Source organism: Mesorhizobium sp. P3_A2, from assembly GCF_056403115.1.
In genome coordinates, this window is the sequence record NZ_JBFUGC010000004.1 from 60334 (window position 1) to 82834 (window position 22501).

At 64.1% G+C, this 22501-nt stretch carries 17 protein-coding genes; 3 read left to right on the plus strand and 14 right to left on the minus strand.

Annotated elements, in window-relative coordinates; translation table 11 throughout:
* Nucleotides 1–98 precede the first annotated feature (98 nt).
* The 6 genes from AC1DXM_RS10605 to AC1DXM_RS10630 are packed head-to-tail and all read right to left on the minus strand — an operon-like array spanning nt 99 to nt 6349.
* A complete protein-coding gene (locus tag AC1DXM_RS10605; protein ID WP_477232994.1) occupies nt 99–1190 on the minus strand; it encodes an ABC transporter ATP-binding protein in 1092 nt (363 codons plus the stop codon).
* A gap of 4 nt (nt 1191–1194) precedes the next feature.
* Nucleotides 1195–2124: an ROK family protein gene (locus AC1DXM_RS10610; protein WP_477232995.1), complete on the minus strand. Its 930-nt coding sequence runs from the start codon at nt 2122–2124 to the stop codon at nt 1195–1197.
* The gene (locus tag AC1DXM_RS10615) at nt 2124–3167 is read right to left on the minus strand and encodes an SIS domain-containing protein (RefSeq protein WP_477232996.1); all 1044 of its coding nucleotides are present in this window, start codon (nt 3165–3167) and stop codon (nt 2124–2126) included. Before AC1DXM_RS10615 ends, AC1DXM_RS10610 begins: the two co-directional genes overlap by 1 nt.
* A 41-nt stretch (nt 3168–3208) precedes the next feature.
* A complete protein-coding gene (locus AC1DXM_RS10620; protein ID WP_477232997.1) occupies nt 3209–4084 on the minus strand; it encodes a carbohydrate ABC transporter permease in 876 nt (291 codons plus the stop codon).
* A gap of 8 nt (nt 4085–4092) precedes the next feature.
* Complete coding sequence (locus AC1DXM_RS10625) at nt 4093–5040, minus strand: carbohydrate ABC transporter permease (protein ID WP_477232998.1); 948 nt, start codon at nt 5038–5040, stop codon at nt 4093–4095.
* 40 nt (nt 5041–5080) lie between these two features.
* Nucleotides 5081–6349 carry an ABC transporter substrate-binding protein gene (locus tag AC1DXM_RS10630; protein ID WP_477232999.1) on the minus strand — a complete coding sequence of 423 codons (1269 nt, stop codon included), beginning with the start codon at nt 6347–6349 and terminating at the stop codon, nt 5081–5083.
* 179 nt (nt 6350–6528) lie between these two features.
* On the opposite strand from AC1DXM_RS10630, the gene AC1DXM_RS10635 reads away from it, so the two are divergent.
* The 3 genes from AC1DXM_RS10635 (at nt 6529) to AC1DXM_RS10645 (ending at nt 9656) form a co-directional block, all read left to right on the plus strand.
* Complete coding sequence (locus AC1DXM_RS10635) at nt 6529–7563, plus strand: Gfo/Idh/MocA family protein (protein WP_477233000.1); 1035 nt, start codon at nt 6529–6531, stop codon at nt 7561–7563.
* A 5-nt stretch (nt 7564–7568) separates the two neighbouring features.
* A complete protein-coding gene (locus tag AC1DXM_RS10640; RefSeq protein WP_477233398.1) occupies nt 7569–8330 on the plus strand; it encodes a GntR family transcriptional regulator in 762 nt (253 codons plus the stop codon).
* Nucleotides 8331–8789: 459 nt separating this feature from the next.
* The gene (locus tag AC1DXM_RS10645) at nt 8790–9656 is read left to right on the plus strand and encodes a hypothetical protein (RefSeq protein ID WP_477233001.1); all 867 of its coding nucleotides are present in this window, start codon (nt 8790–8792) and stop codon (nt 9654–9656) included.
* A 236-nt stretch (nt 9657–9892) separates the two neighbouring features.
* On the opposite strand, the gene amaB is transcribed toward AC1DXM_RS10645, so the two are convergent.
* The 8 genes from amaB to AC1DXM_RS10685 all read right to left on the minus strand — a co-directional run bounded on the left by amaB (nt 9893) and on the right by AC1DXM_RS10685 (nt 22441).
* Complete coding sequence (gene amaB / locus AC1DXM_RS10650; protein ID WP_477233002.1) at nt 9893–11407, minus strand: L-piperidine-6-carboxylate dehydrogenase; 1515 nt, start codon at nt 11405–11407, stop codon at nt 9893–9895.
* A gap of 176 nt (nt 11408–11583) precedes the next feature.
* Nucleotides 11584–12858 (minus strand): RNA polymerase sigma factor, encoded by a 1275-nt coding sequence (locus AC1DXM_RS10655; RefSeq protein WP_477233003.1) that lies wholly within the window; start codon nt 12856–12858, stop codon nt 11584–11586.
* Complete coding sequence (locus tag AC1DXM_RS10660) at nt 12855–13229, minus strand: YciI family protein (protein WP_112559367.1); 375 nt, start codon at nt 13227–13229, stop codon at nt 12855–12857. Before AC1DXM_RS10660 ends, AC1DXM_RS10655 begins: the two co-directional genes overlap by 4 nt.
* An 81-nt stretch (nt 13230–13310) precedes the next feature.
* Entirely contained in the window at nt 13311–14411 is a 1101-nt protein-coding gene (locus tag AC1DXM_RS10665) for a DNA topoisomerase IB (protein ID WP_477233004.1), read from the minus strand.
* 57 nt (nt 14412–14468) lie between these two features.
* A complete protein-coding gene (locus AC1DXM_RS10670) occupies nt 14469–15353 on the minus strand; it encodes a transglutaminase family protein (protein WP_477233005.1) in 885 nt (294 codons plus the stop codon).
* 1 nt (nt 15354) lies between these two features.
* Nucleotides 15355–17766, minus strand: coding sequence for a circularly permuted type 2 ATP-grasp protein (locus AC1DXM_RS10675; protein WP_477233006.1), 2412 nt, complete (start codon nt 17764–17766; stop codon nt 15355–15357).
* Nucleotides 17767–17772: 6 nt separating this feature from the next.
* Nucleotides 17773–21132, minus strand: a complete 3360-nt coding sequence (locus AC1DXM_RS10680; RefSeq protein ID WP_477233007.1) for a transglutaminase family protein — start codon at nt 21130–21132, stop codon at nt 17773–17775.
* Nucleotides 21133–21244: 112 nt separating this feature from the next.
* Complete coding sequence (locus AC1DXM_RS10685; protein WP_477233008.1) at nt 21245–22441, minus strand: acyl-CoA dehydrogenase; 1197 nt, start codon at nt 22439–22441, stop codon at nt 21245–21247.
* Between the last annotated feature and the right edge of the window lie 60 nt (nt 22442–22501).

The following is a 22501-nucleotide window of genomic DNA, read 5'->3' on the forward strand; positions in this document are numbered from 1 at the left end:
CAAAATTATATTTGTCAACGGATAATATATTGTTTTTACGTTTCGACACGCGAATGTGTGGCGGACCCCGTTCTGACCTGTGTCGGAGCCCTCGCCTTTCAGAGCACCTTGCCGCTTTCCGGGTCGAGCAGGTGCATGTGGCCCATTCCGAGCGACAGCGTCGCCATCTCCCCTGGCTTCGGCGTCGCCGCCGGATCGATGCGTGCCGTCGCCTCCGCGCCGGCCACCAGCACATGCAGCAGCGTCTCCATGCCCATCGGTTCGACCACCTCGACCGGCACCTTGATGTCGACGCTATCGGGCCGCTCGCGCTGCTCGGTGATGTGCTCGGGACGCAGGCCGAATTCGAGCTCGCGTCCGACATGGCCGCCATAGCGCGCACCGCGGGCAGCCGGCACAGCAAGCGCCGTGCCATCGCCGAGCACCACTGCCAGCCTGTCGCCGCGCGCTTCGAGGCGGCACTTGAAGAAATTCATGCCGGGGCTGCCGATGAAGCCGGCGACGAAGCGGCTTGCCGGCTCATGGTACAGGTCGTTTGGCGGGCCGATCTGTTCGATGCGGCCCTTGTTCATCACCACGACGCGATCGGCCAGGGTCATCGCCTCGACCTGGTCGTGGGTGACGTAGACCGTGGTGGTGGCGACCATCTGGTGCAGCTTCTTGATCTCGGCGCGCATCTTGACCCTGAGCTTGGCGTCGAGATTGCTAAGCGGCTCGTCGAACAGGAACACTTTCGGTTGGCGCACCATGGCGCGGCCCATAGCGACGCGCTGGCGCTGGCCGCCCGACAGCTGGTGCGGCTTGCGCTGCAAAAGCTCGCTGAGATCGAGAATGTCGGCGACACGCGCAATGCGTTGCGTCACCTCGGTGTCAGGTACTTTGCGAATGCGCAGGCCGAACGCCATGTTCTGCGCCACCGTCATCTGCGGGTAGAGCGCATAGCTCTGGAATACCATGGCGATGTCGCGATCGCGGGCCTGGACGTTGTTGACGAGCTTGCCGCCGATAAGGATCTCGCCGCCGCTTGGCCGGTCCAACCCCGCCACCATGCGCAGCGTCGTCGACTTGCCGCAGCCGGAGGGTCCGACGAGGACGACGAATTCGCCCTCGGCAATGTCAAGGTCGATATCGTGAACGACCTTCAGGTTCTGATACCTCTTCGAAATCTTGCGCAGTTCGACATCGGCCATGGAGCTATTCCTTTGCCGTGGGCGCGAACATGTCGAGCGCCAGTGCCGCGGTGCCGATCACGCCCGCGTCGTTGCCGTGCTCGGCCGCCACGATGACCGGCGGCCGGCCGGGCTTGAGCAAGACGAAATCCCGGACATTCTTGGCAATGCGATCGATGAAGAAGGGACCGGCCAGCGACAGGCCGCCGCCAATGATCGCCGCCTCGATGTTGAGCATGTTCGACATGATGCCGATCATCTGGCCGAGCCAGCGCGCCACCTCGTCGACCACCTGCAGGGCGATCGCGTCACCTTGCTTGGCGAGATCGACGACGGTCTCGGCATCCTTGGCGTCGGTGTCCGGCTTGAGCTGGCGATAGCGATTGACCAGCGCACGTGCGCTGGCGAGGTTCTCGACCATGCCCGGCACCGGGTCGGCAATGTCGGTGCGAGCCGGGTCGAGCGAGATGCAGCCGAACTGCGGCGGCAGGCCGTCCGGGCCGTCAATGACCTTGCGATCGATGACTATGGAGCCGCCAACGCCGGTGCCGAGCGTCAGCAGCGCGAAGCGCGAGAACGGACGCCCGGCGCCATGGCGCATTTCGCCATGGGTGGCGCTGACGGCATCGTTGCGGACAACGGCCGGCACGCCGAAGCGGATGGAAAACAGTTTTGACAGCGATCCCTTGAGCAGCGCGGGGATCGCCGGGCAGCGGCCGTTGAGCATACCGGTCTCGGGGTTGGGCGTGCCCGGCACGCCGATGCCGATGGCGGCAATGTCGGGGAACGCCTGCCGCAGTTCCTCGGTCGCGTTGGTGACCAGATGAACGAAATCGGCGAACTCGATGTCGCGATGCACAGGCACAGCACCGCGTGCCAAGACCTTGCCTGAACCGTCGACGACGCCGAGCTTGACCAGGCTGCCGCCAATGTCGATTCCAACAGCGGTTACCATCACGCCTCCTTGCGGATGCGCACGTTGAGCCGCCGTCCGAGGTTGGGGTAGATCATCTTGTCTGGATCGATGCCGCGCGCGATCGCCAGCTCGCAGCCATACCATTGCAGCGGCATTGGCGCCCAGCAGCCGGCGAGCCATTGCTGCTCCGGCGCGGTCGGCCAGCTGACATCGAGGTCGAAGCGCGTCGGATGACCGGAGAGGTTGAGGACGACCGTGCGCGGTCCGAGTTCGGCCAGCGCCTCGCCGAGATTGGCGGCGACCTTGGCTTCGGTCTCGGTCTGCGCGACGGCGATTACCAGGCTCTTGTCCGTCGTGCCGTAGACGTGGCCGTGCAAGGCCTCTTCGGTGTCGAAAGCAGAGGTCGGCACGCCGCTGATCTCGGCGATCTTGAGCGATGCTTCGAGCGCGGTGCCGAGATGCGTCGCCTGACCTGCGACCAGAATGTAATCGGGAACGCCGAAGCGGGCGACCAGGTCTTTTGCGGCAGCAAGACCGGTCTGCGCCGTCTGCTCCAGCTGGGCGAGCAGACCGGATACATCGATCGTCCGGTTGGCAAGCTTCGCCGCAACCGCGAGCACCGAGATGACGGTGGCGGTGTAGCCCATGGTCTTCGGACCAACCGTCTCCGGACCGATCGGCATGACGATCACTTCTGCGCCTGCCTGAGTAATCATGCTGTCGGCCTCGCCGGTGATGACAAGCGTCGGAAAGCCCATCTCCACCGACAGGCGCACAGCTTCGATCGTGGTGATACTCATACCGGACTGCGACGCCGCCAGAACCAGCGTGCGCTGGCCCGATGCCCTGGGCGGCAGGCGCAGGAAAGCCTCCGGCTCCTTGGCAATTACCGAGGCACCGGTGCCCTCTTCCAGCGCCTCGGCGCCGGCCAGCAGCGCGTTCATCGACGAGCCGGTGCCGAGCAGCACAATCCGCTCCGGCGTCTGGCGCAGGCTGGCGAAACCGTCGAGCGCGGCACCGATCGCGGCGGGAAGCCCGGTGAGCGTCGCGGGCTGCCGGCGGATGTATTTGCCTATCTGCATCTCAGTGTTCCATCATTTCGAAATAGGTGTGCGCGGAAAATCTACTTGCTGTAGCCCTTGCTCAGGCCGCTGATGAATTGCCGCGAGAACAGGGTGAAGAGCAGGACCAGAGGCACGGCGCCCAGCGTCAGTGCCGCGAGCAGCGCCGGATAGTCGTTCATGAACTGGCCGACGAATTGCTGTACGCCGAGCGTCACCGTCTGGTTCTGCCGGCTGGGCGCCAAGATCAGCGGAAACCAGAGGTCGTTCCACACCGGCAGCATGGTGAGCGCGGCCACCGCGGCGAGGCCCGGTCGGACCAAAGGCAACACGATCCAGAAAGTGCGCAATTCGCTGGCACCATCCATGCGCGCCGCTTCCTTGAGATCGGTCGGCACGGTACGGAAATAGGTGACCATCAGCGTCACCGCTATCGGGATGCTCATGGCGGTGTAGACGAGGATGAGCGCCACCAGCGTGTCCATCAGCCGCCAGGCCAGCATCATCTGGATCAGCGGGATGGTGCCGAGCCGAATCGGCAGCATGATGCCGAGCACGAACAGGCCGCCAAGCAGCGACGCCAGCCGCACGCGGTATTCGACCAGCGCGAAGGCGGCGAGCGTCGACAGCACCACGGTCAGCCCGATCGTCGTCACCGTGACGATCAGGCTGTTACGGTAATTGACGATGAAATTGCCGCGCGTGAACACCCGCTTATAGCCTTCGAGGCTGAAGGTTTTCGCCGTCGGAAGATCGAACGGCCCGCCAAAGATCGCCGGCGTCGTCTTCAGCGAATTGATGATGACGATCAGCACCGGCCCGATGGCGAGCAGCACGAAGACGATCAGCAGCCCATGCACGATGATGCGCTCGATGGTCCAGGGTTCGCGGTCCTGGCGGCGGCGGGCGGCTGGTATTGTAAGGTCCTGGGCGCTCATCTCAGCTCCTAGACCGAATAGGATTTCAGGCGGCGCTGGATCAGCCAGAAATAGGCTGCGGTGACCAGCAACACCGTGAGGAAGATGACCGTCGCGACCGCGCTACCCAGATCGAGATCGGCAAGCTGTCCGCTGGAGCCGAAGAAGGTGCGGTAGAAATAGGTGCCTAGAATATCGGTGCTGTAGTTCGGCCCGGGCGCCGATCCGTTGAGCGCGAACACCAGGTCGAAGCCGTTGAACGTCCAGATATAGGTGAGGATGGCGATCAGCCCGAATTGCGGCGCGATCAGCGGAAACTTGATCTTCCAGAAAGTCGTCCAGCTACCGGCGCCGTCGATGTTGGCGGCCTCGACCAGCTCGTTGGGTACCGCCAGCAGAGCGCTGTAGAGGAACACCATGGGGATGCCGAAATACTGCCATACCGACATCAGCGAGATGGTGGTGAGCGCGGTCGATTCCGTGCCCAGCAGCGGGAAGCCGACCAGGCCCCAGAGCGGGTTGATGATCAGCCGCCAGACGAAGCCGACGATCACCACCGACAGTGTGGCTGGGATGAACAGCAGCGTGCGGTAGATGCCTTCCGAGCGCGCCAGTTTGCCTGACGTCAGCAACGCCGCCAGCAGCAGCCCCATCGGCACTTCGACGATCAGATGGATGGCGAAATACTGCATGTTGTTGAGAAGCGCATTCCAGAAGCGGGCGCTGATGGTCGGGTGGGTGAACAGGCGCTCGTAATTGGCGAAGCCGACAAAGACGTCACCTGAAGCGCCGCTGGTCTGGAAGAAGCTCATGACGACCGAGGTCGCCAGCGGCAGCACGGCAAAGACCAGATAGACGGCCAGCGCCGGCAGCACGAACAGCAGCAGGTTTCGATAAGCGGCAGCGGGAGATATCAACGGAAAAACCTCATCTTCACGCCGGCACGAATGCGCCGGCATGCCGTCAGGCTTGCGCATGCCCTGCCTCGTGGCAAGGCATGCGCCAGGGAGTGCCGGATTACTTCTTCTGCGGTCCGTACCAGGAGGCGAGGCCGGCCTGGAGTTCCGTCGCAACCTGTTGTGGTGTGACGTCCGACTTGGTGAACATCACCTGCAGCAGGCGCCAGGTCTCGTCGTCGAGCGGCGGCGTGCCGGCGCTCAGCCGATCCAGCGCCAGACGCGGCGTCAGCTCGGCGCCCTTCTTCAGGTCGGCGAAGTCCTGCGCCAGCTTGTTCTTGTAGGTCACCGGCTTCGAGCTCATGGCGAAGAAGCCGGGCGCGGCGTTGACATAGAGCTCCTGGAACTCAGGCCCGGCGACCCAGTCGAGGAAGGTTTTTGCGGCGTCCTTGTGCGCGCTCTTGGCGTTGATGCCGATGCCCATGTCGGGCATTTCCTGGAGATAGCGCTGGTCGCCCGCCTTCGGCACCGGCGGACCGAACACGCCGACATTGAGGCCGGTCGAGGTCGCCTGGTTGATGTCCCATGAACCGTCGGGAAGGATGGCCGCTTTGCCCAGCGTGAACAGCTGCGTCATATCGGCATAGTTCAGGCTCTCTTGGCCGGAGGGCAGGAACGCCTTCCAGGCCTCGAAGGCGGCTATCGCGTCGACGAATTCCGGATCGGTCAGCTTCTTCTTGCCGTCGATCAGGCCGAGCCGGCCCTCCTCGCCTTTCCAGTAGGCCGGGCCGATCGAGTAGAGGCCGTTATAGGCGAGCTGCCAGGATTCGGCCGAACCATAGGCCAGCGGCGTGTAGCGGCCGTCCTTCTTGATTGCCGTGAGCACGTCGATGAACTCGGCGCTGGTGGTCGGCACCTTGAGGCCCAGCTCCTTGAAGATGTCGGCGTTGTAGTAGAAGCCGGCGAGCACGGCGGCGACCGGCAGGCAGTAGGTCTTGTCGTCGGCGCCGGTCCACGCCGCACGCGAGGTCTTGTCGAAATTCTCCAGGCCCGGCAGGCCTTCCAGCGATTCGAAATAGCCGCGCTTGATCCATTCGCGGTTCACATCGAACGGGCGGCAGGTGATCAGGTCGCCACCGGCGCCGCCTTCGATCTGCGACTGGATAGCGGCGTTGTATTCATTGGTGTTGATCGGCGCGAACTCGACCTTGATGTCGGGGTGCTTGGCCTCGAAGGCAGGCAAGATGGTGTCCTGCCACACCGCAATGTCCTCAGTGCGCCAGCTGTTCAAGGTGATGGTCACCGGGTCGGCAAAGGCGGCGCCGACACCGCCTGAAAACATCACGCCAAGCGTCGCCGCCAGCGGGATCGATACACGTATGGAACGCATTGTCCTGCTCTCCCTCAAGATGGTGCCTCGTGTGGATTCACGATTTTGCACTGTTGCCTCGGACCATACCTACTGATACATCTTGTGACAAGTGGTATTGTGTTGTCTTTTCTCGTTAAGGGGTCGCTGTTCGGCTGAGGGGGCATCGGATTGACGGCAAGAAATCTGGGAGGACTTGTATGATTGGAGTTGGAATTCTGGGCTCGGGCTTCATTGCCGAGACCTATGCGGACTCGCTGCTCGACGTGCGCAACGCCGAGCTGGTGGCCTGCTCGTCACGCAGTTTCGAGCGCGCCACGGCCTTCGCCAAGAAATGGGGTCCCAAGGTCACCGCTCATAGGGAAATCGACGCGCTGTGCGCCGATCCGAAGGTCGAGCTGCTGGTGATTGCGCTGCCCAACGAAATCCATCTCGAAGCCGTCAGAACGGCGGCAAAACACAGCAAGGCGGTCATCTGCACCAAGCCGCTGGCGCGCACCGGCAAGGAAGCGCAGGAAATCCTCGACATCGTCGAGCGCGCCGGCATCTGGCACGGCTATGCCGAATGCGCGGTGTTTTCCCCCAACATCGCCAAGGCCCATCAGATGATTCAGGCCGGCGGCATCGGTAATCTCTTGACCATGCGCGCCCGCGAAGCACATTCCGGCCCGCACGCGTCGCATTTCTGGAATGCCGAGCTCGCCGGCGGCGGCGCTTTGCTCGACATGGGCTGCCACACCGTCGAAAGCGCCCGCCATTTCTTCGGCAAGGACAATGAGATCACCGAGGTGATGGCGTGGGGCGCTACACTGGTCCACGGTGATAAGACAACCGGGGAAGATACGGCGATCGCGCTTTTGAAATTCGCCGGTGGCCAGCTCGCCACCATCGAATCGTCTTGGATCGAGAAAGGCGGCATGCAGCTTCGCCACGAACTGGTCGGCTCCGCCGGCCGCATCGTCACCGACACGTCGGTCGGTCCGGTGTGGGGCTTCATCGAGAAGCCGGTGGGCTATCTCGTCGAGAAGGCCGATGCCGAGACAGGGTGGGTCTATCCGGTGCCCGAGGAGACCCGCGCCTATGGTTTCTCGCAACAGATGCGCCATTTCGTCGACCATTTCGCGGCGGGAACGACGCCGCTGGAAACCTTCGAGGACGGCGTTATCGTCAACCACATAATTGACGCCTGCTACCGTTCGATGCGAACGGGCGTATGGGAAAAGATCAAGGGGTGACCATTATGGAGGGCTCGCCACTGCAATCGGACGGACCCGAACCACTCTGGCGGCAGGCGGCCGACGCGATCTTGCAGGAGATCGCCAGCGGCAAGCTTGCGTCTGGCGCGCGCCTGCCGGCCGAGCGCGACCTGTTCACGCGCATGTCGATATCGAGGGTGACCTTGCGCCGAGCCTTGCAGAGCCTCGTCGAGGAAGGCGTGCTGACGCCCTCGCACGGGCGCGGCTGGTATGTCTCGGCCAAGGTGCCGAAGGAATTTCCCAACACGCTGGAATCCTTCAGCGAGACCGCCAAACGCCTCGGCCTGACGCCCTCCTCCGACGTGTTGCGCGCCGAGCATGCGCCGGCCTCGCTGGACGAGGCCGAGGAGCTGTCGATCGCGCCGGGTGCTGCCCTTTTCCACCTCGAGCGCATCCGCCGCCTCGACCAGGTCCCGGTCGCTGTCGACACCTCATTCTTTGCCGCGAGCCTCGTTCCCGATCTCAGCCGCATCGACTTTAGCAACGCGTCGCTGTTCGGCCTGCTGATCGATGCCGGCGTCGACCTGGCGCGCGCCGAAACCACGATCGAGGCGCATGATGCCGATCCTGTTCTGGCGCGGCATCTCGACATCGACGTCGGCAAATCCACCTTGGTGATGAGTCAGCTCATCGTCGACGCCGCCGGCCGGCCGCTGCTGTCCTCGACCATCCGCTACGCCGGCGACCGCTACCGCTTGCGCACCTCATTTTCACGCACAGGGCGGGCCCCGGGCCGCAATCCCTGAAACAGACGGCGGCCTCGCCTACCTATTGAGCCGACGCAACGACACAGGCGGCGGCAACCGTCGCCATACTCCGACACAGTGCTGCCTGGTCCAGGCGCGGACCCCTCGACCATCGTCTGCGCGTCCCTGTTCACCGTGACGCCGGTGAAGAAGACCGGAAGCGGCGCCGCCGTTGGCCTTGGCATTGTGCTTGACTATGCTGGCCGCGCCATCCGCCGGACGCGAACGGACCAGAGCAGTTCCGCGAAAAGTGTGAAACGGTTTTCCTAGGAAAAGCGCGTGGGGCTTTCCCAGCGCAATTGCCTCAAAATCAAGGAGATGGAGCGGTTTTAACGTGACCGTGGGACGATTGACAGCTCTAGGCCTTTTGTCCGGGTTGGCATGGCTGGACACGGGCGGCTAAGGCTGGAAATGTGATTGCGTCTTCGCTGCCGGGGGGCTGGCCGGAGGACGAGGAGGATGGCGCTGAATTTCGAATATATTGCCGGCCATCCGGCGCTGCATCGCTATGTCCAGGCGCAGTCGAAGGCGCTGCTGCACATCTATGAAACGAGCCCGCGCCTGGCCGCCGTATTCGCCACGCAACAGCGCTGGCTGCTGGCTCACACCGGCCTTGCCCTGCATTTCGCCCGCGACCCGCGCGATCCCCGCACGCAACTGACCCTCGCCCGCTTCATCGATGCCGTGCTCCGCTATTCCGTCGCCAGCCGCAACACGGCCGAGGCCTTCATCAAGGAGATGCTGCACTATCACATCATCGAATACCTGCCGCACACCGGTGACGGACGCGCCCACCCGTTTCAGGTGACGACAGCGACGCTGAAGGAATTCGATGGCTGGGTGTTTGCGCATCTGCGCACACTCGACGGCCTGGACGGCGGGAATCGCCTCGCTTTGTTTCTCGAGCAGCCCGGCATGATTGCCAGGCTGCAGCCGCTGGTGGCGGAAGGCCTGCTCTCATCCAGCCCGGTGCGCGAGCCCAAGCAGACCTTCTCGCTGTTCATCTGGCTCAACAATGGCGGCATCGTCATGGATTGGCTGATGTCCGGCATCGATCCTGACAATGCCGGTCTCGACCAGATCCCGACCAGCGTGGTTTCGGTCGGCGAATTCGCCAGTTGGTTGAAACTCTCGCGCACCCATCTGGCGCGCAAGTTGCGCGACGCGGAAAAGCTCGGCAGCGTCGGCTGGATGGGCCGGCGCGGGCATTCGGTAATGTGGGTCTCGAACAGCTTCTACCAGGAATACATGACCGTCCAGGCCGCCAAACTTGCGGTCATCGATGCCGCTTTCGAGGCCTGTCGCCCGATGCAAAAGGCTGGCTGAACCTTCACGCTCACAGCTCTTCGGACAGGTAATCATACCACTTGCCAAGACCTGGCAGCCGAACAGCTTCTACCAGGAATATATGAGCGCGCAGGCCGTCAAGCTCGCCGTCAGCGATGCCGCCTTCGCGACATCGCTTCCATCATCCGCAAGCGGAACGATCCAGGCTGAACAATGGCGATCCATCCCGACTGAATCGGGATGGATCAACTGGTCAGGGAAGCCGGCGCAGCGCCTCAATCGATGTCGAAGGACACGCCCTGAGCCAGCGGCAGCGCCTTTGAATAGTTCACCGTGTTGGTGGCGCGGCGCATATAGGCTTTCCAGGCATCCGAACCGCTCTCGCGGCCGCCGCCGGTCTCCTTCTCGCCACCGAACGCGCCACCGATCTCGGCGCCCGATGTGCCGATATTGACGTTGGCGATGCCGCAATCCGAGCCGTCGACGCCGAGGAAGCGCTCGGATTCCTGCAGGTCGCGGGTGAAGATCGACGACGACAGACCGGCGCCGACCGCATTGTGCTCGTCGAGCACGGCGTCGAAATCGGAGTATTTCATCACATAGAGGATCGGCGCGAAGGTCTCTTCGGTGACCGGAGACACCTGCTTCGGCATTTCGACCAGCGCCGGATGCACGTAGTAGGCGTCGGGATGGCCGTTCTCGACCCGCGTGCCGCCGATCACCTTGCCGCCGTGAGCGGTGGCTTCCTTGAGCGCCTTCTGCATGGCGTCGAACGCCGCCTTATCGATCAGCGGACCGACCAGCGAGGAGGTCTCCAGCGGGTTGCCGACCGAAACGCTCTGATAGGCCTTCTTTAGCCGCGGCAGCAGCGCGTCATAGACGCTGTCATGCACGAAGAGACGCCTGAGCGTCGTGCAGCGCTGGCCGGCGGTGCCCATGGCGCCGAAGGCGATGGCGCGCAGCGCCATGTCGAGATCGGCGGTTGGGCAGACGATGCCGGCATTGTTGCCGCCGAGTTCCAGCACGGCGCGGGCAAAGCGCTTGGCCAGCCTTGGGCCGACATCCCGGCCCATGCGCGTCGAGCCGGTGGCCGAAACCAGCGGCACCCTGGGATGATCGACGAGGATCTCGCCGACGGCGCGGTCGCCGATCAGCACCGGCGCCAAGCCCTGCGGCGCGTCAGCGCCGAAGCGCTTGACCGCGCGGGCAAAAATCGCCTCACAGGCGAGCGCCGTCAGCGGCGTCTTTTCCGAGGGCTTCCACACCACGGCATCGCCGCAGACCAGCGCCAGTGCTGCATTCCACGACCACACCGCGACCGGGAAGTTGAAGGCCGAAATGACGCCGACAACACCGAGCGGATGCCAAGTCTCCATCATGCGGTGGCCCGGACGCTCGGTGGCGATGGTCAGGCCGTAGAGCTGGCGGGACAGGCCGACGGCGAAATCGCAGATGTCGATCATTTCCTGGACTTCGCCGAGGCCTTCGGACGGAATCTTGCCGACCTCGATCGACACCAGCCGGCCAAGCTCAGCCTTGTGCGCGCGCAATTCCTCGCCGAGCAGCCGCACCAGTTCGCCGCGCCGGGGGCCTGGCACCATCCGCCAGGCCTGGAACGCCTTGTGCGCGGAATCGATGACCTTGGCCGCCTCAGCCGGTGAAATCGTCTCAAGCGCCGCGATCTGCTCGCCCGTCACCGGGCTGCGCACGATGAGGTCGCCGCCGCTAAGCGCGTCCTTGGCCACGCCCAGTTTCGCCAGAAGTTCAGCCGTTTCCTTCGCTATCGTCATTTTTATCCCTTTCAGATCCGCTCGCCATCAGGTGGCGGCGGTCGAGCCTTCGCGCCACGTCGCCTGCGTGCCGCAGGCACGTCGGGCGCTGTCATGGCGTGGCATTACTCGTTTCAGGGGAAAATCGCCACCCCGGCATGGTCCAAGCCGGGATTGCACGATTGAGCCAGCAGTCTTCAGTGCGCTGTCTTCGCGGGGGCCTTCACGGCGCCGTCTTTCATCAACCGGTCGATATGCATGCGGATATGGGCGGCTTCCGCCGCCGTATTGGCCAAAGCAATCGCACGGTCAAAGGCAACACGCGCCTCCTCGCCGCGGTCAAGTTGCATCAGCAACCCGCCCTTGAGGCCAAAGAAGTGGAAATAACCGGACAGCCTTTCGCCGAGCGGCTCGATCATGGCAAGGGCAGCTTCCGGGCCGCGCACCTTGGCGACCGCAACCGCGCGGTTCAGCGTCACCACCGGCGATGGCTGCATCCTTTCCAGCAGGCTGTAGAGCAGATCGATCTCGGTCCAGTCGGTATCCTCAGGCGTTGCCGCCCGCGCATGCAGTGCCGCGATCGCCGCCTGCACCTGATAGGGCCCGGGCTTTTGGTGGCGCAGCGCCTTGTCGACCAGCGCCAGGCCTTCGTCGATCATCTTGCGACTCCACAGACTGCGGTCCTGGTCGTCGAGCAACACGATCTCGCCATTCTCGTCGAAACGCGCCGGCGCACGGGCATGCTGCAGCAACAGCAGCGCCGTCAGCCCCATGATCTCCGGTTCGGTCTGGAACAGCCTGAGCAACAGCCGCGCCAGCCGGATCGCCTCCTCGCAGAGCGGCGCGCGCGCCGGCGCTTCGCCGCTGTTGATCGAATAGCCCTCGTTGAAGATCAGATAGACCATGGCCGCGACAGCGGCGAGCCGCTCTGAGCGCTCGACCGCGCCCGGTGTCTCGAACGGCACGCCGGCGTCGGCAATGCGCGCCTTGGCGCGGGTGATGCGCTGCTCCATGGCGCTTTCGCCAACCAGGAAGGCGCGCGCGATCTGCTTGACGGTTAGCCCGGAGACGATGCGCAGCGCCACCGCAATCTGCTGCGTCGCCGGCAGGTCCGGATGGCAGCAGATGAACAAGAGCCGCAATATGTCGTCGCGGTAATGCGCGCCGTCCAGCCGCTCGGCGATATCGCTCTCGGCATCCTCAAGGTCCGAGATCTGGTCCTCTTCCGGCATCGGCGCCTGCTTGGCGCGCTTGCGCACCGCATCGATGCCGCTGTTGCGGCCGACAAAGATCAGCCAGGCCGCCGGATCGCGCGGCGGCCCGTTCTGCGGCCAGTTCTTGAGTGCCCTGAGACACGCGTCCTGGAAAGCCTCCTCCGCCGTATCGAGATCGCGGAAATAGCGCAGCAGCGCGCCCATCGCCTGCGGGCGGGCGGCTGAGATCGCGGAGCTGATCCAGGAAAGGTCGGTCATTTCAAAACTCTGGTTGGGTCGAAGACGGAAACCGGCCGGATCTCATAGGATCCGCCGCTCGGATTGACCTCGGAAAGCTCGCGCGCGAAGTCGACGGCCTCATCGAGATCGGCGCATTCGAGCGTGTAGAAGCCGAGGAACTGTTCCTTGGTCTCGGCAAACGGGCCGTCGATGACCACCGATTCGCCCTTGACCTGGCGCAGCGTCGTCGCCGCGGTGGTGGGCAGAAGCCGTGCCACCGGGCCAAGCCGGCCGGCGTCAGCATATTTCTGCTGCACATTGAGCAGCTTCGCCATGACCTCGTCATCCTGTGCCTTGCTCCAGGAGGAGACGACATCTTCGGAGGCATAGCAGAGGATAGCGTAGAGCATGGGACGTCCTTTTCTGTATCAAAGGACGAAACAGTAGGGCCTATGCCGACATGGCGTCGACAAAAAAGTTAGGGCTATTTTTCAGCCTTCGCCTGCCTTCAGCCACCGCAGCACCAGCGCCTCTTCGTCGTCGAGGCCATCTATGGATCGCTTGCGTTTGTTGGCTTCAGTCATTTCGCTGAGCAGACGCCCCTGCGCCCAGGATTCGAAGACCTGCGGATGGATGTAGCATTTGCGGCAGACGGCGCGCGTGTTGCCGAGCCGCTCGGCCACCTTGTCGATGACGGTATTCATCACCCGCTTCACCCCGGCCTGGCTTTCGGGAAGTTCCGTCTGTGCAAACAGCGACGCAGCGTGGATGGTGCCGCCCCAGGTGCGGAAATGCTTGGAGCTGAAGTCTTCTCCGACAGCATCGCGTATGTAGCGGTTGACGTCGTCGGAGCGCACCGGATGCCGGGCGCCGTCCTCGTCCAGATACTGGAACAGCTTTTGTCCCGGAATATCTTGCGCGCCGCGCACGACGCGAGCGATGCGGCGGTCGACAAGCTTCAATTTCCATTCCTTGCCCGATTTGCCCTTGAAGGCAAAGCGCAGGCTCGACCCCTTGATATCGACATGGCGGTCCCGCAGGGTCGTCAGCCCAAAACTCTTGTTGTCGCGGGCATAGGCTGCATTGCCGACACGGATCATCGTGTTGTCGAGTAGCCAGACGACTGCCGCCACGACGCGCTCGGCCGGCAGGCCCTGGCGGCGCAGATCGGCATCGATGCGGCGGCGCAATTCCGGCAGGCTTTCGGCAAAGGCGACAAGGCTCGAATATTTGGCGCCGTCACGCTCCGCGGCCCACAGCGGATGGTAGCGGTATTGCTTGCGCCCGCGCTGGTCGCGGCCGGTCGCCTGGATATGGCCGGCGGGATCGGGCGAGATCCACACATCCGTCCAGGCTGGCGGAATGGCCAGCGCCTTGATGCGGGCGATGGCCCCCGCGCTCACGGCCTGCCCCTTCACGCCTTTGTACGAAAATCCCTCGCCCGCCTTCAGGCGGCGAATGCCCGGCTCACTGTCGCTGACATAGGTAAGCGAGGCCTGATCGGCAGAGGCCTGCGCGCCATTCCTCGGCGTGTCATCGTCGCCCTGTCCGGCAACAGATCGGCCCGGTGGCGCCCCGGATTTGTCCAGCATGCCCGCTCCACGAGATTTTCTCGTAGATAAGCGCCGGACAAGCCACTGGTTCCGCCGTCAGACCTTTTCCAGCGCAACCGGAATGACGTCGACGGCCTGGTCGCCGACCTGTCCGCCGGTGGTTTTCAGCACGCCGACGATCGGCGCCACGTCGGAATAGTCGCGGCCGTAGCCGACGGTGATGTGGTCGTTGCTGGCCCGCATGCCATTGGTCGGGTCGAACTCCTGCCAGCCGGCATCGCGCCCGCACCACACCTTGACCCAAGCATGCATGGCGTCGGCGCCTTCGAGCCGCGGCTTGCCCTTCGGCGGAATGGTGCGCAGGAAGCCGCTGACATAGCCGGCCGGAATGCCCAACCCGCGCAAGCCGGCGATCATGATGTGGGAGAAATCCTGGCAGACGCCACGCTTCAAACGGAAGGCGTCGCTGGCCCTGGTATGAACGGTGGTGGCTTCCCCATCATAGGTGAAGTCGCGGTGGATGCGGTTGCACAGATCGATGGCCGTGCCGACCGTCGAGCCGCTGGCGCTGCCGCGTGCATAGGCGGTGATCGCCGCATCGATGCCGGCATGATCGCTGGCCATGAGAAAGTGATGCGGTGCGTCGGGCGTCAGTGACCGCACCGCGCCGAGTTCTTCCCTCAGGCGCTGCAAGTCGGGCGACACGTCGAGCCCAGGCTCCGGCCGCGACACCGACACGCGCGCGCTCATTCTGATATCGAGCCCGTCATGGACATCGCGAAAGGCGATCGCGGTAACATTGTTACCGAAGAAATCGGTAAAATCGGTGCGCTCCGACGGGGTCGGCACAAACGAAAGCGAGGCTGCGACCACACGCTGCATGCCGGCAATGGTCTGCGGCAAAACACGCACCTGATGCCGGCTGCCACCGGCCGCGGCGTCATAATCGTAGCTGAGATGAAGCCTGATATCGTACAGCATGTTAACCGAAGTACGCTTTGGCGAGGCTGTTGTAGAGGTTGCCGATCTCGGTGGCGAGATCGTCCAGCACCTCCGCCGACATCTCCGATGGTTCCATGACGGCAATTGCCGTGTTGAGCTGCAGGATTTCCTTGGCCGCCACCGACATGTGCCCCTCCGGGCCAACCGACGGCAACAGGCCGATCTCGGCCTTCAGCCTCTCGAGCTGGAACAGGATCGAGCGCGGGTTGAGCGGGTCGAGCGCCAAAAGGTCGATCACCGTGCGCCGCCCGGCCCGCACCGGATACTGCCGGCGATGGGTCATGACGCTGTCGCCGATCTCCAGCATCATGTCGAGCGAGCCGTCCGGCGCGCCGGAGCGGGTGAGACGGGCAAGTGTGCGGGCAATCTGGATGCCGCGCTCGATGCGCCGGCCTATCTCGAGGAAACGCCAGCCGGTGAAACGGTACATGTTCTCATGCAGCAGGCCGGAAAAGCCGGCGAGCTTGCGCAGCATCACCGTCATCGCCCGTGTCGCATCATCGCCCGGCGCCACCGTCGTTGCGAATTGGTGGATTGTCTTCGACAGGTCCTTGAGCGCCAGCCAGCCGTCGGGCGAAAAGCGGTCTCTGATCTGTCCGGCGCTGTAGACGGCGCTGTCGAGCGTGCCGATCAATCCGGGTGGAATGGCCGATTCGAGATCAATGCCGAACGGTTCTACATAATCCCTGACATCGACGAGCAGCGGCATGTCCGGATCGGACGTCTCGGCCAGCCGCACATGATAGGCGCGCAGAATGCGCACCGTGTCTTCAGAGCGCTCGATATAGCGGCCGAGCCAGGTCAGGTTTTCCGCAGCCCGGCTGGGCAGGCTGCCCGGCATGGTGCGGGCAAAACTGTCATGCTCCTGCGGCAGCAGCGTTTCGCGTTCCACCGGCCGGTCGCTGACCACCCAGACGTCGGCCGCCTGGCCGCCGCGCTGCATGGCAATGGCCGTTGGGTCGAGCGACAGGCCGACGCGGGCGAAACCACCCGGCATCACCGTCCAGCCCTCCGGCGTGCGCGCCAGATAGACGCGCAGGCTCGCCGGCCGTGGTTCCAGCCAGCCGCCGACATAGACCGGCGTCGTCGACAGCGTCACCGCTTCCTGGCCGACGAAGCCGCCGCCGTCGCTCTCGATGCGCGCAATCAGTGCGGTGCGTTCTTCCGGCGTCAGCGCCGAACCGAGCCTGGTCTGGTCGTCGTCTTCGAAGGCAAGCCGCGTCGACAGTGCCGGGCCGACCACCATGCGGTCGAGATTGGCAAGCACATGCCGGCGTTCGCTGTCTTGCCCGCACCACCAGGTGGCGACGCTGGGCAAGAGAAGCTCCTCGCCGCGCAATGCGCGCGAAATCTTGGGCAGGAAGGCGAGCAGCGCCCGGGTTTCCATCAGACCCGAACCCAGCGCATTGACCGTCGAAACAGCGCCGCGGCGGATCGCCTCGACCAGTCCTGGCGTGCCGATCTGCGAGTCTGGTCTGAGTTCCAGCGGATCGGCGAAGGCGGCATCGAGCCGCCGCCACAGCACGCTGATCGGCATCAGACCGGAAACCGTGCGCACCATCAGCTTGCCGCCGGAGACGGTCAGGTCCTCGCCCTCGAGCAGCATGATGCCGAGATAGCGGGCGATATAGGCATGCTCGTAATAGGTCTCGTTGAGCGGCCCCGGCGTCAGGATGGCGACGCGGCCGTCATTCTCCTTGGCCATGCCGATCAGCGCATCGCGAAAGCGGCGGAAGAAGCCGGCCAGGCGATGCACATGCATCTCGCCATAGATGTCGGACAGCGCGCGCGTGGTGGCGACGCGGTTTTCCAGCGCAAAGCCGGCGCCCGACGGCGCCTGCGTTCGGTCGCCCAGCACCCACCAGCTTCCGTCCGGACCACGGCCGAGCTCGAAGGCGCAAAAATGCAGGAAATGGCCGCTGGCCGGCCTGGTGCCGGCGACCGGCCGCAAATATTCAGGGCTCGCCGCAATCAATCCCGCCGGCAGGATGCCCTTCTCGATCAGCCGGTTCGGCCCATAGATATCGGCGACTATCTCCTCGAACAGGTCGGCGCGCTGGACGAGGCCGCTGCTGATCTCGGCCCATTCCTTGTCCTCGATCAGCAGCGGGATGTGCGCCAGCGGCCATTCGCGCTCATTGGCGCCGGCCTTGTCGTAGACGCGGTAATAGACGCCGGCGTCGCGCAGATACTGGTCGGCGCGGGCAAAGCGCTGGCCGAGCTTTTCCGGACCCAATTCCTCAAGCGCTTCGATGAAGGGCGCCCAAGCCGGACGCGGATTGCCCGAGGCGTCGACCATCTCGTCGACGACGCCATCAATCGGCTGGTAGTGCTCCAGCAGACTGTGCCTCAGCGGCTTGCCGCGTATCTTTTTCTGATTCCCCTTTGCCATTGCTGATCAGAGTCTGGGTGGCCGCCTGAGGTCAAGGGTCATCGGGAAGTCTTCAGAGGGTTCTTCGTTGCGCAGCACATAGGTCGACGGCGTGTGGCCGCGCGGCTCGAAGCGGGCAAGACGCCGCGCCTCGGCCTCATTGCCGTTGACCGGGAAGGTGTCGTAGCTGCGCCCGCCGGGATGCGCGACATGGTAGACGCAGCCGCCGACCGCCCGTCCCGACCAGCGGTCGTAGATGTCGAAGACCAGCGGCGTGTTGACCGGCAGCGCCGGATGCAGGCCCGACGCCGGCTGCCAGGCCTTGAAGCGAACACCCGCCACCGCGACCTCGCGGTTGTCGGTCACCTTCATCGGCACGACGCGGCCGTTGCAGACAATCGCGTGGCGTTCCGGGTTGAGGCCTTCGGTCCTGACCTGCAGCCGTTCGACCGAGGAATCGACGAAGCGCACGGTGCCGCCTATGGCGCCTTGCTCGCCCATGACATGCCACGGCTCCAGTGCCTGCCGCAGTTCCAGCTTGATGCCGGCATGCTGGACCTCGCCGCAGAACGGAAAGCGGAATTCGAGCTGGGCGTCGAACCATTCGGGACGGAACTCGAAGCCGTTGAGCTTGAGGTCGTCGAGCACGTCGAGGAAATCCGCCCAGACATAATGCGGCAGCATGAAACGATCATGCAGCGAGGTACCCCAGCGCACGAAGCGGCCGTCGAGCGGGTTTTTCCAGGCGCGGGCGATGATCGCACGCACCAGCAATTGCTGAGCCAGCGACATGCGCGCATTGGGCGGCATCTCGAAACCGCGGAACTCGACCAGGCCAAGCCGCCCGGTCGGCCCATCCGGCGAAAACAGTTTGTCGATGCAGATTTCGGAGCGGTGCGTGTTGCCGGTGACGTCGGTGAGCAGATTGCGAAACAGCCGGTCGACCAGCCATGGCAAGGGTGCATTGCCCTGGTCCGGGTGCGGCACCTGCGCCATCGCGATTTCGAGCTCGTAGAGCGAATCGTGACGCGCCTCGTCAAAGCGCGGCGCCTGGCTCGTCGGGCCGATGAACAGACCGGAAAACAGATAGGACAGCGAGGGACGCCGCTGCCATTGCAGCACCAGGCTCTTCAAGAGATCGGGCCGGCGCAGGAACGGACTGTCATTGGGCGTTGCGCCGCCGACGACCACATGGTTGCCGCCGCCGGTGCCGGTGTGGCGGCCGTCGATCATGAACTTGTCGGCGCCAAGCCGCGTCTGCCGCGCCTCCTCATAGATCGCCGTCGTCGTCACCACGCAATCCTGCCAGTTTGCGGCCGGGTGGATGTTGACCTCGATGACACCGGGATCGGGCGCCACGCGGATGACATTGAGGCGCGGATCGTGCGGCGGCCCGTAACCTTCGATATGCACGGGCAAGCCGATCGCCTTGGCCGCGTTTTCGGCGGCTGCGACCAGTTCGAGATAGTCTTCCAGCGCCTCGACCGGCGGCATGAACACGCAGAGCCGCCCGTCGCGCGGTTCGACCGACAGTGCCGTGCGCACCGCGCCGCCGATCTCGGTGATCTCCTGCTCGACCCGATCCTGCTGACCGGTCGTCGCGGTGAACGAAATCGCCTGCTGGCGCCGTGCCATTTCGTCGGCGCCTTCCAGTTCGGCCGGAGCGGCGGAAGGCAGGATCGCTTCCCGCGCCGGCAGCGGTCCACGCGGCAGTGACGGATCCACCGGCACGATATAGGGGAACTGTGCTGGCGGCACGTAAGGCAGCGTTCCCAGCGGCAAGCGATAGCCGACCGGCGAATCGCCCGGCACCAGGAACAGCCGCCCGCGCCTGGTCTTCCATTTCTCCGAACGCCAGCGCTGGCCGGATGCCTGGCTGTTCCAGCGCTGCACCGGCAGCACATAGCCCGACGGTTTGGTCAGCCCGCGCTCGAAGACTTTCGCCATGCGGCTGCGCTCTTCCGGATCTTCCAGCTTGGAGTTGGACGGGTCGACATTGTCGGGCAGTTTGCCTTCCTTGAGCAGCCATTCGGCCGGGTCCTCATAGGCTTCGCTGACCATCGCCTTGTCGATGCCAAGTTCACCGGCGATTGCCGTCAGCAGGCTTTCGGCCTGCTGCGGTCCGACCTTTGCGTCGCTCTTTTCGCGCGCGATCAGCGACGGGTCGCTCCACACCGGCTGACCGTCGGTGCGCCAGTAAAGCGAGAAGGTCCAGCGTGGCAGGCTTTCGCCAGGGTACCATTTGCCCTGGCCATAATGCAGGAAACCGCCCGGTGCGAAGCGTTCACGCAGCTTGCGGATAAGCGCATCGGCCTTTTCGCGCTTGGTCGGGCCGACGGCGGCGGTGTTCCACTCGGCCGACTCGAAATCGTCGATGGAGACGAAGGTCGGCTCGCCGCCCATGGTCAGCCTGACGTCGCCGGCCTGGAGTGCTGCGTCGACCTTGTTGCCCAGCGCATCCAGCGCCTGCCAGCTTTCATCCGAAAACGGCTTGGTGATGCGCGGATGTTCGGCGATGCGGTCGACCCGCATGTCGAAGCCGAACTCGACATTGGCGAAGCTCGCCATGCCGGAAATCGGCGCCGCATTGCGGAAATGCGGCGTTGCCGCCAGCGGCACATGGCTTTCGCCGGTGAGCAGGCCCGAGGTCGGGTCGAAGCCGATCCAGCCGGCGCCCGGAATATAGACCTCGCACCAGGCGTGCAGATCGGTGAAGTCGACCGCGGTTCCGGCCGGGCCATCGAGCGCGACGAGATCGGGCTTGAGCTGGATCAGATAGCCGGAGACGAAACGCGCGGCGATGCCGAGGTTGCGCAGGATCTGCACCAGCAGCCAGCTCGAATCCCGGCACGAGCCTTTTTTCGCGGCCAGCGTCTCCTCCGGCGAGAAGACACCGGTTTCCATTCGCACGATATAAGCGATCTCGCGCTGCAGCCGCGCATTGAGGTCGACAACGAAATTGACGGTGTTGGTCGGGCTGCGGTCAATGGTTTTCAGAAAGGCGGACAGCAGCGGCCCCGCCGATTCCGGCGTGCGGTAGATGGCGAGATCGTCCCTGATCTCTTCCGGATAGTCGAACGGGAAGGTCTCGGCCGCCGGCTCGACGAAGAAATCGAATGGATTGTAGACCGTCATGTCGGCAACCAGATCGACCTCGATCTTCAGCTCCGTCACCGGTTCGGGAAAGACGAACCGGGCAAGGAAATTGCCGTAAGGGTCCTGCTGCAGATTGACGAAGTGATTTGCCGGCCCGACCTTCAGCGAATGGCTGAGCACCTTGGTGCGGGAATGCGGCGCCGGCTGCAGCCTGATGACCTGGGGCCCGAGAACCACAGGCCGGTCGTATTTATAGTGGGTCAGGTGGTAGACGGCTGCCAGAATTGCCATGGGGCCCCGGAGATCGGCGTTTCAAACAAATTCGCCGAACCCTGACACATCTGCCGGGCATTCTCCAAGCACAGATGTTGCGGTGCACCTAATTTAAGCAGCCGAAGCCGGCTCAGAAGAACGCCTGGATGCCCGTCTGCGCCCGGCCGAGGATCAACGCGTGCACGTCGTGCGTGCCTTCATAGGTGTTGACCGTCTCCAGATTCTGCGCGTGGCGCATTACGTGATAGCCGATCTGGATGCCGTTGCCGCCATGCATGTCGCGGGCCTGGCGGGCGATGTCGAGCGCCTTGCCGCAATTGTTGCGCTTGACGATCGAGATCATCTCCGGCGCCATCTTGCCTTCGTCCATCAGCCGGCCGACGCGCAGAGAACCCTGCAGGCCCAGAGCGATCTCGGTCTGCATGTCGGCGAGCTTCTTCTGGAAGAGCTGCGTGCCAGCGAGCGGCTTGCCGAATTGCTTGCGGTCGAGGCCATACTGCCGCGCGCGGTGCCAGCAATCCTCGGCGGCGCCCATCGCGCCCCAGGAAATACCATAGCGGGCGCGGTTGAGGCAGCCGAATGGGCCGCCAAGCCCCCTGGCGTTGGGCAGCAGCGCATCTTCGCCGACCTCGACGCCTTCCATCACCACCTCGCCAGTGATCGAAGCCCGCAGCGACAGCTTGCCCCCGATCTTGGGCGCCGACAGCCCCTTCATGCCCTTTTCCAGCACGAAGCCATGGATTTCGTCCTTGCCGTTCTCGCCCTTGAGCTTCGCCCAAACGACGAACACGTCGGCGATCGGCGCGTTGGAGATCCACATTTTGGAGCCGGAAAGTTTGTAGCCGTTCGCCGTCTTCTCGGCCCGGGTCTTCATGCCGCCGGGATCGGAACCGGCATCCGGCTCGGTCAGGCCGAAGCAGCCGATCCATTCGCCCGAAGCGAGCTTCGGCAGGTATTTCTTGCGCTGCGCCTCGGAGCCATAGGTATGGATCGGATACATCACCAGCGACGACTGCACTGACATCATCGAGCGATAGCCGGAATCGACACGCTCGACCTCGCGCGCCACCAGCCCGTAGGTCACATAGTTGGCGCCGAGCCCGCCATATTCCTCGGGGATGGTGATGCCGAGCAGGCCGGCCTCGCCCATCTCGCGAAAAATGCCGGCATCGGTCTTTTCCTCAAGATAGGCCTCCTCGATGCGCGGCGCCAGCTTGTCGGCCGCGAACGCCGCAGCGCCATCGCGCACCATGCGCTCGTCCTCCGAAAGCTGGTTCTCGATCAGGAAAGGGTCTTCCCAGACGAACGCGTTTTTGTCGGCGGCCATGGCTCGGTCTCTCCCAGCGAAAATCTTGATTGCCCGGGCTTATCCGCCTCTGCCTCGCAA

Coding starts and splice junctions, on each gene's coding strand:
- AC1DXM_RS10605 (WP_477232994.1), bottom strand. CDS start 1,190: ATGGCCGATGTCGAACTGCGCAAGATTTCGAAGAGGTATCAGAACCTG.
- AC1DXM_RS10610 (WP_477232995.1), bottom strand. CDS start 2,124: ATGGTAACCGCTGTTGGAATCGACATTGGCGGCAGCCTGGTCAAGCTC.
- AC1DXM_RS10615 (WP_477232996.1), bottom strand. CDS start 3,167: ATGCAGATAGGCAAATACATCCGCCGGCAGCCCGCGACGCTCACCGGG.
- AC1DXM_RS10620 (WP_477232997.1), bottom strand. CDS start 4,084: ATGAGCGCCCAGGACCTTACAATACCAGCCGCCCGCCGCCGCCAGGAC.
- AC1DXM_RS10625 (WP_477232998.1), bottom strand. CDS start 5,040: ATGCGCAAGCCTGACGGCATGCCGGCGCATTCGTGCCGGCGTGAAGAT.
- AC1DXM_RS10630 (WP_477232999.1), bottom strand. CDS start 6,349: ATGCGTTCCATACGTGTATCGATCCCGCTGGCGGCGACGCTTGGCGTG.
- AC1DXM_RS10635 (WP_477233000.1), top strand. CDS start 6,529: ATGATTGGAGTTGGAATTCTGGGCTCGGGCTTCATTGCCGAGACCTAT.
- AC1DXM_RS10640 (WP_477233398.1), top strand. CDS start 7,569: ATGGAGGGCTCGCCACTGCAATCGGACGGACCCGAACCACTCTGGCGG.
- AC1DXM_RS10645 (WP_477233001.1), top strand. CDS start 8,790: ATGGCGCTGAATTTCGAATATATTGCCGGCCATCCGGCGCTGCATCGC.
- amaB (WP_477233002.1), bottom strand. CDS start 11,407: ATGACGATAGCGAAGGAAACGGCTGAACTTCTGGCGAAACTGGGCGTG.
- AC1DXM_RS10655 (WP_477233003.1), bottom strand. CDS start 12,858: ATGACCGACCTTTCCTGGATCAGCTCCGCGATCTCAGCCGCCCGCCCG.
- AC1DXM_RS10660 (WP_112559367.1), bottom strand. CDS start 13,229: ATGCTCTACGCTATCCTCTGCTATGCCTCCGAAGATGTCGTCTCCTCC.
- AC1DXM_RS10665 (WP_477233004.1), bottom strand. CDS start 14,411: ATGCTGGACAAATCCGGGGCGCCACCGGGCCGATCTGTTGCCGGACAG.
- AC1DXM_RS10670 (WP_477233005.1), bottom strand. CDS start 15,353: ATGCTGTACGATATCAGGCTTCATCTCAGCTACGATTATGACGCCGCG.
- AC1DXM_RS10675 (WP_477233006.1), bottom strand. CDS start 17,766: ATGGCAAAGGGGAATCAGAAAAAGATACGCGGCAAGCCGCTGAGGCAC.
- AC1DXM_RS10680 (WP_477233007.1), bottom strand. CDS start 21,132: ATGGCAATTCTGGCAGCCGTCTACCACCTGACCCACTATAAATACGAC.
- AC1DXM_RS10685 (WP_477233008.1), bottom strand. CDS start 22,441: ATGGCCGCCGACAAAAACGCGTTCGTCTGGGAAGACCCTTTCCTGATC.